The organism is Bacillota bacterium (assembly GCA_009711825.1).
GTDB lineage: Bacteria > Bacillota > Proteinivoracia > UBA4975 > VEMY01 > VEMY01.
The window spans coordinates 1-8227 of the sequence record VEMY01000069.1 but is presented as its reverse complement, the minus strand read 5'-3'; the positions used below and the strand labels follow the sequence as shown (position 1 = coordinate 8227).

Below are 8227 nucleotides of genomic sequence, written 5' to 3'. Positions count from 1 at the left end.
ATATAATGACCATGGTTTTTGAGTTGGGACGCCCTGGTGCTGCTGTAATGGGTAGCACGCTAACGGGGCGTCCTTTCCTTTCATAAGATAAGGTCATTATACCTAGCAGTTGTTGGACAGGCAATACAGTCAACTTTTGGGCTATATGGTTCAGCAAAAACAGCTTATTCCCGGAATTATTTCCCCCAGAATAATAGAACGTTATCATCTGTTATCATTTTCGGCCCCTACACCACAAAAACCCCGATAGTTCGGGGTTTTTGGCTTTCTTGCTACTATTCCCATTCAACAAATCCATAGGAATATGTAGTTTATCTGTGTATTTTTTTGTTTTTAGCCCTGCTTTGTGCGCTATGTATCTAATTTATCTCAGCTTGCTGAACTTTTGTTATCAAAATGTTATCAATGCAAAGAGATTGTCCGTAAAACCTATTTATCTTATAGATGGGAAAGATTTGATATAACCTCATTTGTATACGCCAAACTCCCTAAGCTTCAGTGATTTTGGAAATCTTGTCATACATTTTAGCCTCAAGAACAAGAAACAAGGAAAAAATATATACAAAAACGCTGCTAAGCCTAAAATACCAAGGAGTAGGCGTATACAAAAGAGTGAGAATCGAGTTAGCTTTGCTCGACCACTTTTTCATTCTCCTCTTGATAAGGCGCTGGCAAATTAACCACCAAATCAATATGTTTACCAAATACATCATGAGCTCTATATTTAAATTGAAGTGAACCGTTTTCCTGAGATGCAAGTAGCTGCTCATAAACATCCTTCATGACGAAGAACGAATTAACTACGCTTAGAACTGTCCTTGGCGGGAGAGTAAATCCTGGAACCCCATCGTGGTTCCATTTTACGATTTGCTCATTGAGCTGTGCTGAGCCTGTGGCATCAGTAGGGTATGGAGTATCGTTAATGAGCAGTTCAACATTTTTAATGCCGGTGGCGACTTTACCAATATTGTAAAAATCCAAACTACATCGAATCGCTATGTACCTGATTTGAGAATAATTCGCCTCAGTAATTTGCAAATCATACTGTCCCTCCTCAATTGCACCCCATAAAGTCACCTTTTTTTCTTCGAACCTCAAAATAGGTTTATCAAACCATTTTTCTTTAGCAACGTTAAGGAGAAAACCAACGATTACACCACTAATGGCATATAGCGCTTCCAAAATACTCCCTCCCGAATTAACTAAAATTTCTTCCTTTTGCCCGCTACAGCTTTTGTCCGACACTTTAAGCCTTACATATCAGGGTTGGTAGCTGCTTTGTCCGACAACAAAGGCTAATGCTACCAAAAGAAGGGGAGATGTCCGACAAAATGCCGGACAAGCTTAGTATTGGGGACAAAAAACGTAAGACATGCCAAAAAGATTCTCCCCGCCACCTGAACTAATACAGTTTCCAACTGTACACTGTAGATGTTCCGTAAAACAGATGCTTTAGGTATACTTCGTTGGGTCTGGATATCTTCACATCAGCGCTTTAAGTCTTCAACAAACTGGTAATCACTCTCATTAAGGGTCACAGGGATGATAGATATCTCACAACCAGAACGCAAATGGAACAACGATTGAAACAGGTGAGAATCAGAGTTGCATTCCTTTATTTCACCAACAGATATTAAAGAATTTTGTTTCTCTATTTGCTCCTTCACCTGTAGGATGCTTTGAATTAACTGCTCTTCAGCACCATCTACAATAATTTGATAATCCTCTTCTCTTGTGAAATTATCATCTTTGGGAGTAACTCTTGTAGTTCCAGACGTGGTTCATAATTACCTACTCAAATATTTTAACATCTGAACCAAATATCTCCCCTGAAAGAGCTCAAATTCATCTCCCTCTAGACTTCGTTTTCCAAAATTCACAAACCCATGTTTATCATAGAAATCAGTTAGTTGAGGCTTGTCCTCACATTCTAAATAAACATATCTTCCGCCCGAATCTAATTGAATTTGTTTCACTTTGTCGCAAGCAAATTGAATAAGCTCCTCACCTGTAATTAACTTGTCATACTCATTATTGAAATTCTTACCTAACTGAGCAATTAACGGCATTGGAAGCGAATACCTCTTAAGGCTCTGGTCATACTGTGCAAATTTATTGATTCTCTTTCGCATAGAATTACTTCGTATACAACGCCTAGAGATTGTAGCAATTTTAGTTGCTAAGGTAAAATAGCCTATTAGTACTGTTGAACCCCCATAATTTGCGAATATTAAATGAGTGGCAGATAATCCCTGTTTTGCAAATTCTATTGCCTTATTCCGTAAAAACCCTTCAACGTCTTTATTTAACGGGCATATAAAATCGGAGAGGATTGCTTTCACCTTATCCTCTCCTAACTCGTTCAACATTATAGATAAATTTGCTTGAGCATAGCCCTTCATTGATTATCATCACCAAATATTTTTCTAATCTGCTCTTGGCTAAGTTCACGATGTGATTTGGTCAGAACTACTTCCTTACCCTTCTTCTTTTCCGCATTCTCTAAAGCACGTATAAAGGACCAGCATAAAGACTGACCCCTAATATCAATATTTTTCAGTATACTTTTCGTTGCCATACTATCACCCCTTTGTTTAGTATGTGTCACACTTATCTTTTTATTTACTAAAGTTCTTTAAACCAAAGAAGTATCATCCAAAAATGAGATAACTAGACCATTAATAACATATGCACTAAATCCTATATGTTTCTTCTACACTAAACCTTAATCTCCTGCAATAACGATAATTCTATCTTAAATATGTTACTATGTATACGAAAATAATACGATAAAATTGTTACAGATTGGTAACAAACGCGTGGCCTTATGGTATCCGGATTGATCTTGGCTACGTTCTGACTTGGTATTTATAACCATAGATTTTACTTCAGCTTCCATGCCTTGAGTTGTATCGCAGTAGATACTTACCTTGCAGAATCCAACACATCCTGATAGTTGTATACCCCGTATCCATTATATATCAAGGGGTTTCAGGTTTTTGTCATACATTTATGCGCAATAATGCCCGCACAAAGGAAAGTGTCACACAAAACTGCGGACAAGCCTTTAATATCAGCGTTTGCGGCGTATACAAAAGCATTAAAAGGCTTCACCCCCTTATCCCAGCGACTGTGGCAAGAAAAACGTCAAATCTAAGCTCAATGTGCTTTAGTCAAAATCTAGATTGGGTAACGAATTTACAATATCTACTGTCTGTACACTCACATTAATAACGCTCAATAATAAATCAAGTGTATATCTTGGATTCCCAACTTCATCAGCCCAATCGTTGGGATCATTAGTGATGCCGCTTTTTCTGTCGGTAGTAATCTGATAGCGTTCCATAATCCACTCTATAGCTGATTTTCCATTGACCACGTATTCATAAGCCTTTTGAGGTATATTGGAGATCGTGATTTTGCTGTTATAAATGATGGTATCTTGCTGGCCCTTTTTGGGGAATCGCATTTGTTCTACCCGGTAAAAACCTGAATCCATTCCCGATACAATTACTCCTTCATAAGGGGGAACATTTTCATAATCAATGTGCAGCTTGGCCAACTTACGGCCAGATTTACTGAATTTCCAAAAATCACGCACATCCTCCACCAAGGGAATACGTGGCAATGTCTTTTTCAAGTCATTTGCGAAGGCGGCACGATAGTCGGGACTGTGTAAAATGCCATAAACATAGTAGAAAATGTCCTCTTTACTAACATTTTTATCATACTGCTTAACAGCACGCTCCAAGATAAAGTCAGAGACTCCATCCCTTCGAATATAGTCGCCTTCATTTGTAAGCTCCTCGAATAGATCAAGTTCTTTGCGTTCTTCATAGTAATATAACGGGAAGCATTGGCCGTTAAATTGGAGCTGTAAATCTGGGATGCAATCGGTTATTAAAGTGGAAAAAGGTTTATTTGCTCCAATACCTGACACACAAATCGCCAGGTTTTCCTGAGAAGGGTCGGGAAAGAGTTTCGGCATTTGGTATACCATATCATTCAATTCTTTTGCAAAGTAGAGATGCTGTTTAAAGAATGGTCGATATAACCCAGTAACTATTGATTTTGCTTGAAAGCTAATTCTCACATTTCTAGATAAATAATTTTTCAGACTTCTATTCCACGTGACTTTTTTCGTATTAAAATCTAAGAAGTCATCCAGCTCAGACACCTTATTTCCATTGTTAAGCTTGTTATATTCAAGTCTTTGTTTTTCATAAAATCCGATGAAATCGCTAATCACCTCTTTAATAGTTGCTAGAGATGAGTTGTAACAATATGCATCTCGTGCTGTAGCCAGCCCTCTACTGTATACTGCGTTGAAGAATGACTTAGCCAATTTATCTTTTTTAGTTCCAATAGGAATGAAAGTCTCAAAAATATCATCACGTTGATTTAACCAATCTCCTTGCACATTAGGTTCAATTTTTTCCCACTTCATTTCAGGATTAGTCAGAGATTGAAACTTATTAATAATAGCCAGCTTTTCTTCCCGGCCTAAATAATCTCCTATATCATGATAATAGATTCTGGTTTTCTTGCTTCTGACTTTAGGATTCTTTATCAACAGGGTAATAGATATCGGTGTACGTGAACCATGACCAAAGACGTTCCCGGCTTCCTTCCTCCTGAACTCTCCTTGAGTCCGGGCATTTCCCCTTAAATTAATAACCCATATACTAGAGAACTCTTTCTCGATTACCTTTCGAAATCCGTCAGTGCTATTCCCATCCAACCATGCTCCATTGCTCACAAAAGCAATTACGCCACCATGTTTTGGATCCAGGCGATCAGTAGCCCAGCGAAAAGCCTTAATGTATGAATCATATAGCGAATTCTTGTTTGTTGCGTTAGTTGCCTTTGCATAGGTACTAGCAATCCTAGAATCTAACTTATCATATTTCATATTTTGAGCATTATCGTTTGCCGACCTTTGCCCTACCGAATAGGGTGGGTTGCCCATGATTACTCTCAGAGGTGCTTTCTTCTGACGATCAGCCCGTGCTGAATTCTGAGGGAACATTTCAGAGAACAATTTCTCATCAGTTTCGCCTAACTGAAAAGTATCAGTAAGCACTATACCTTCAAAGGGTTTGTAGTCACTTTGTTCACCTATCTGATCATGATATGCATTTTCAATGTTAACGGCTGCAATGTAATATGCTAGCAGCACTATTTCGTTAGCATGGAGCTCATGCCGGTATTTATTTTCTAAATCTTTCTTATCAATTAGGCCACTCTGCAACAAGCGGGTGATAAACGTGCCCGTTCCAGTAAAAGGATCTAGCACGTGAACATTTCCATCAGAGATACTACGCCCAAACTCCTTCTTTAACAGGTCATTAACCGAGTAAATAATGAAATCTACTACTTCTACCGGGGTGTAAACAATGCCTAATTGTTCTACCATTTTGGGAAAAGCAGTTTTAAAGAATTTGTCGTAGAGTTCAATTATAATGCGCTGTTTACCTTCGGCATTATCGATCCCCTCCGCCCGTTTACGAACAGATTCATAAAACTTTTGAAGGGTTTTGGACTCCTCTGCCAGAGACTTGCCTTCTAACTCGGTGAGCATTTTCTGCATAGCTACGGAAACAGCGTTATTCTTCTCAAAAGAGTAATCTTCAAATAAGGCCTCAAAAATAGGCTTTGTAATAATATGTTGTGCCAACATCTCAACCGCTTGTTTTTCGCTAATACTAGGATTAATGTTTTTCTGCAACCCAGCCAAGAAAACGTCAAAAGCCTTCCGTTGATCTTTTTTATTTTCTATCAGATATGATATGCGCTCGACCTGGCGATCTGCAATTTCAGCAACATCCTTAGCCCATTGCTCCCAATAACGGCGATCACCAACCTTCTGAACCAAACGAGCAAAAACTACAGATTGAAGTTGCTCAAACTGCAGAGATAATTGTTGAACTACACCGAAATTGCTATTTGTCGAGTCTTCTTTAACCAACTGAGAATTACCATCCTCATCAAAAGAATACTCGGGCCTGCCAACTAAAATATTGCCAGGTTTTTTACGATTTAGTTCTATCTTGTTTACTGTAGCATTGAATCGATCATCATGAGCACGTAGGGCGTTTAGAACAGTCCAAACCACTCTGTATCGTTCATTATCATCGAGCGCCTTCTCTGCTTCGACATCGGATGGAACTACAACGGGGATTACGATATAACCATAATTCTTGTTAAGAGCCTTGCGCATTACACGGCCTACTGATTGCACAACATCAACCTGGGAATTCCTGGCAGACAGAAACAGCACTGAGTCAAGGGTAGGAACATCCACACCTTCACTAAGCACTCGTACATTCGTTATGATGCGACATTCGTTTGCAGATGTATCCTCTTTAAGCCAGGCTAACAGCTGATCGCGTTCAGGTGCAGTCATTGTGCCATCCATGTGTTTAGCCTCAGTGGTTACCATTTGTACTTTTTTCTCGCTTGGTAATTGACTAAGATAAACTTCGTTAGCAGTGTTATATGTGGCAGCAATCTTTTTAGATGTATCAATATTAGCGCAGAACGCCACTGCCCGCTTTATGGGTTCTGGATCGGCCTCTTTAGATACCCCATTATCACCTAAGAACTGTTTAGAGAGAGCATTGATTGTACCAATGATCTTTGCAGCATCATCAGTGTTAATTTCCAATTCTCCATTTGTTATCATGCGTTGGACGGCAGGAGGAACATCCTTATCGTTAAGAGTCAATATGAGGACCTTATAATCGGTGAGCAAGTCTCGTTCAACTGCTTCACCAAACCCAATCCGATAAATTTCTTCACCGTACAGGTTAGTATCATCCATAGAACATAAAATAGCTTCTGCCTCAGCTGCTTTGCTTTTGGTGTCATCACTATACAGTCTTGGCGTAGCAGTCATGTACAAACGCTTTTTAGCCTTTATAAAGTCCCCATCATGCACTTTGATAAAAGATGATTCGTCTTCCCCAACCAAAGAGACACCTGTTGTGCGGTGGGCTTCGTCACAGATTACTAAGTCAAACTCAGGGAAACCATTATTTAATAATACCTTTTGTGCACTAGCAATTACTTCAATTGATTGATATGTAGAAAAAACTACAGTCATCCCCTGGCGGCCTCGATTATTTATTTGCTCAAATTGATGCAGAATAAAGTCAGGATTTGTAGAGGCTGGATAAGCTAAATCTACGACACTAAAGCTGTCTGTGCTTTGATTCCTTTTTCTTTGCTTGGTAATTTCCGGGTCAGAGCAAATGGCTATAGCACTGATCGGTTCATTAGCATCTGCACTCCATTCTCTTAACGTTTGTCCCAACAAGGCAATCGAGGGCACAAGAAATAGGATGAGCCCCTTGCCGTCAGTCTCATGCTCCGCGATACGAAGTGCAGTGAAAGTTTTACCTGTTCCACAAGCCATAATGAGTTTGCCCCTATCATACTCCTGAAAATACTTATGGGCATTCTCCAAAGCTTCTTTTTGATGGGGCCGGAGTGTTTTTTTGGGGGTCCGAGCTGCGTCACCGTGGACACCCTCTTCGAGTTTCCCCCAGTCAACTGGGGCTTCGACTAAATCAAACAAGTTGATGCGTACTACTGGCGGATTTTGGTTTCTGATTGCTTCATTTGCATTTATGCTCCATTTATTGGTTGTAGATATCCAAAGCCGATGAGCAAACCTTGTTGATTCCATTTGCTCATTTTTGAATTCCCTGCTTGATGTTGAGAGAAAGCTATCAACTGCAGGTTTATCAATAACTGAATCTTCCTGGTAACACTTGCACTGAACTGCCCAATAATCACCTTCATGTGTTAAGGCAACCAAGTCGATTCCAGTGTCACCTCCACCTAAATCAACCCTGCCAGGGAACTCAGACCAGAGCCAAACCTTCTTAAATTTGACCGCGTACTTCGGATCAGTTTTAAGATACGCTTGTATTAGACGTTCAAATCTATTACCTTTATCGCGCTCAGAGAAAGCAATTTTTCTGTACTTTTCTAGTATCTGTTTGAATGACATCTCATGCCCTTCCTTTCGTCACTAAGTTCAACCCCCTATTCTCCATAAGGAGGTTGGTATGTCAACACTAAACTGGACAAATTTTTAAAGGTGCATTAGCTTGTACTCATTCGGTGTTAGATAGTCCAGTGATCCGTGTATGCGAACATTGTTGAACCAGTTTACATAATCAAAGAGTTCAAGGTCAAGTTCCTGTTGGCTAGAGAAAAC

Annotated in this window: 5 protein-coding genes; all 5 read right to left on the bottom strand. The window is 39.5% G+C overall.

What is annotated here, in order from left to right; translation table 11 throughout:
- Positions 1-624: 624 nt before the first annotated feature.
- A complete protein-coding gene (locus FH749_15255) occupies positions 625-1182 on the bottom strand; it encodes a hypothetical protein (protein ID MTI96809.1) in 558 nt (185 codons plus the stop codon).
- A gap of 605 nt (positions 1183-1787) precedes the next feature.
- Positions 1788-2369 (bottom strand): N-acetyltransferase, encoded by a 582-nt coding sequence (locus FH749_15250; GenBank protein ID MTI96808.1) that lies wholly within the window; start codon positions 2367-2369, stop codon positions 1788-1790.
- 29 nt (positions 2370-2398) lie between these two features.
- Positions 2399-2578 (bottom strand): hypothetical protein, encoded by a 180-nt coding sequence (locus tag FH749_15245; GenBank protein MTI96807.1) that lies wholly within the window; start codon positions 2576-2578, stop codon positions 2399-2401.
- A 591-nt stretch (positions 2579-3169) separates the two neighbouring features.
- A complete protein-coding gene (locus FH749_15240) occupies positions 3170-8017 on the bottom strand; it encodes a helicase (GenBank protein ID MTI96806.1) in 4848 nt (1615 codons plus the stop codon).
- A gap of 84 nt (positions 8018-8101) precedes the next feature.
- On the bottom strand, positions 8102-8227 hold a 126-nt coding region (locus tag FH749_15235; protein MTI96805.1), incomplete at its 5' end, for an IS3 family transposase.

Coding starts and splice junctions, on each gene's coding strand:
- FH749_15250 (MTI96808.1), bottom strand. CDS start 2,369: ATGTTGAACGAGTTAGGAGAGGATAAGGTGAAAGCAATCCTCTCCGAT.
- FH749_15245 (MTI96807.1), bottom strand. CDS start 2,578: ATGGCAACGAAAAGTATACTGAAAAATATTGATATTAGGGGTCAGTCT.
- FH749_15240 (MTI96806.1), bottom strand. CDS start 8,017: ATGTCATTCAAACAGATACTAGAAAAGTACAGAAAAATTGCTTTCTCT.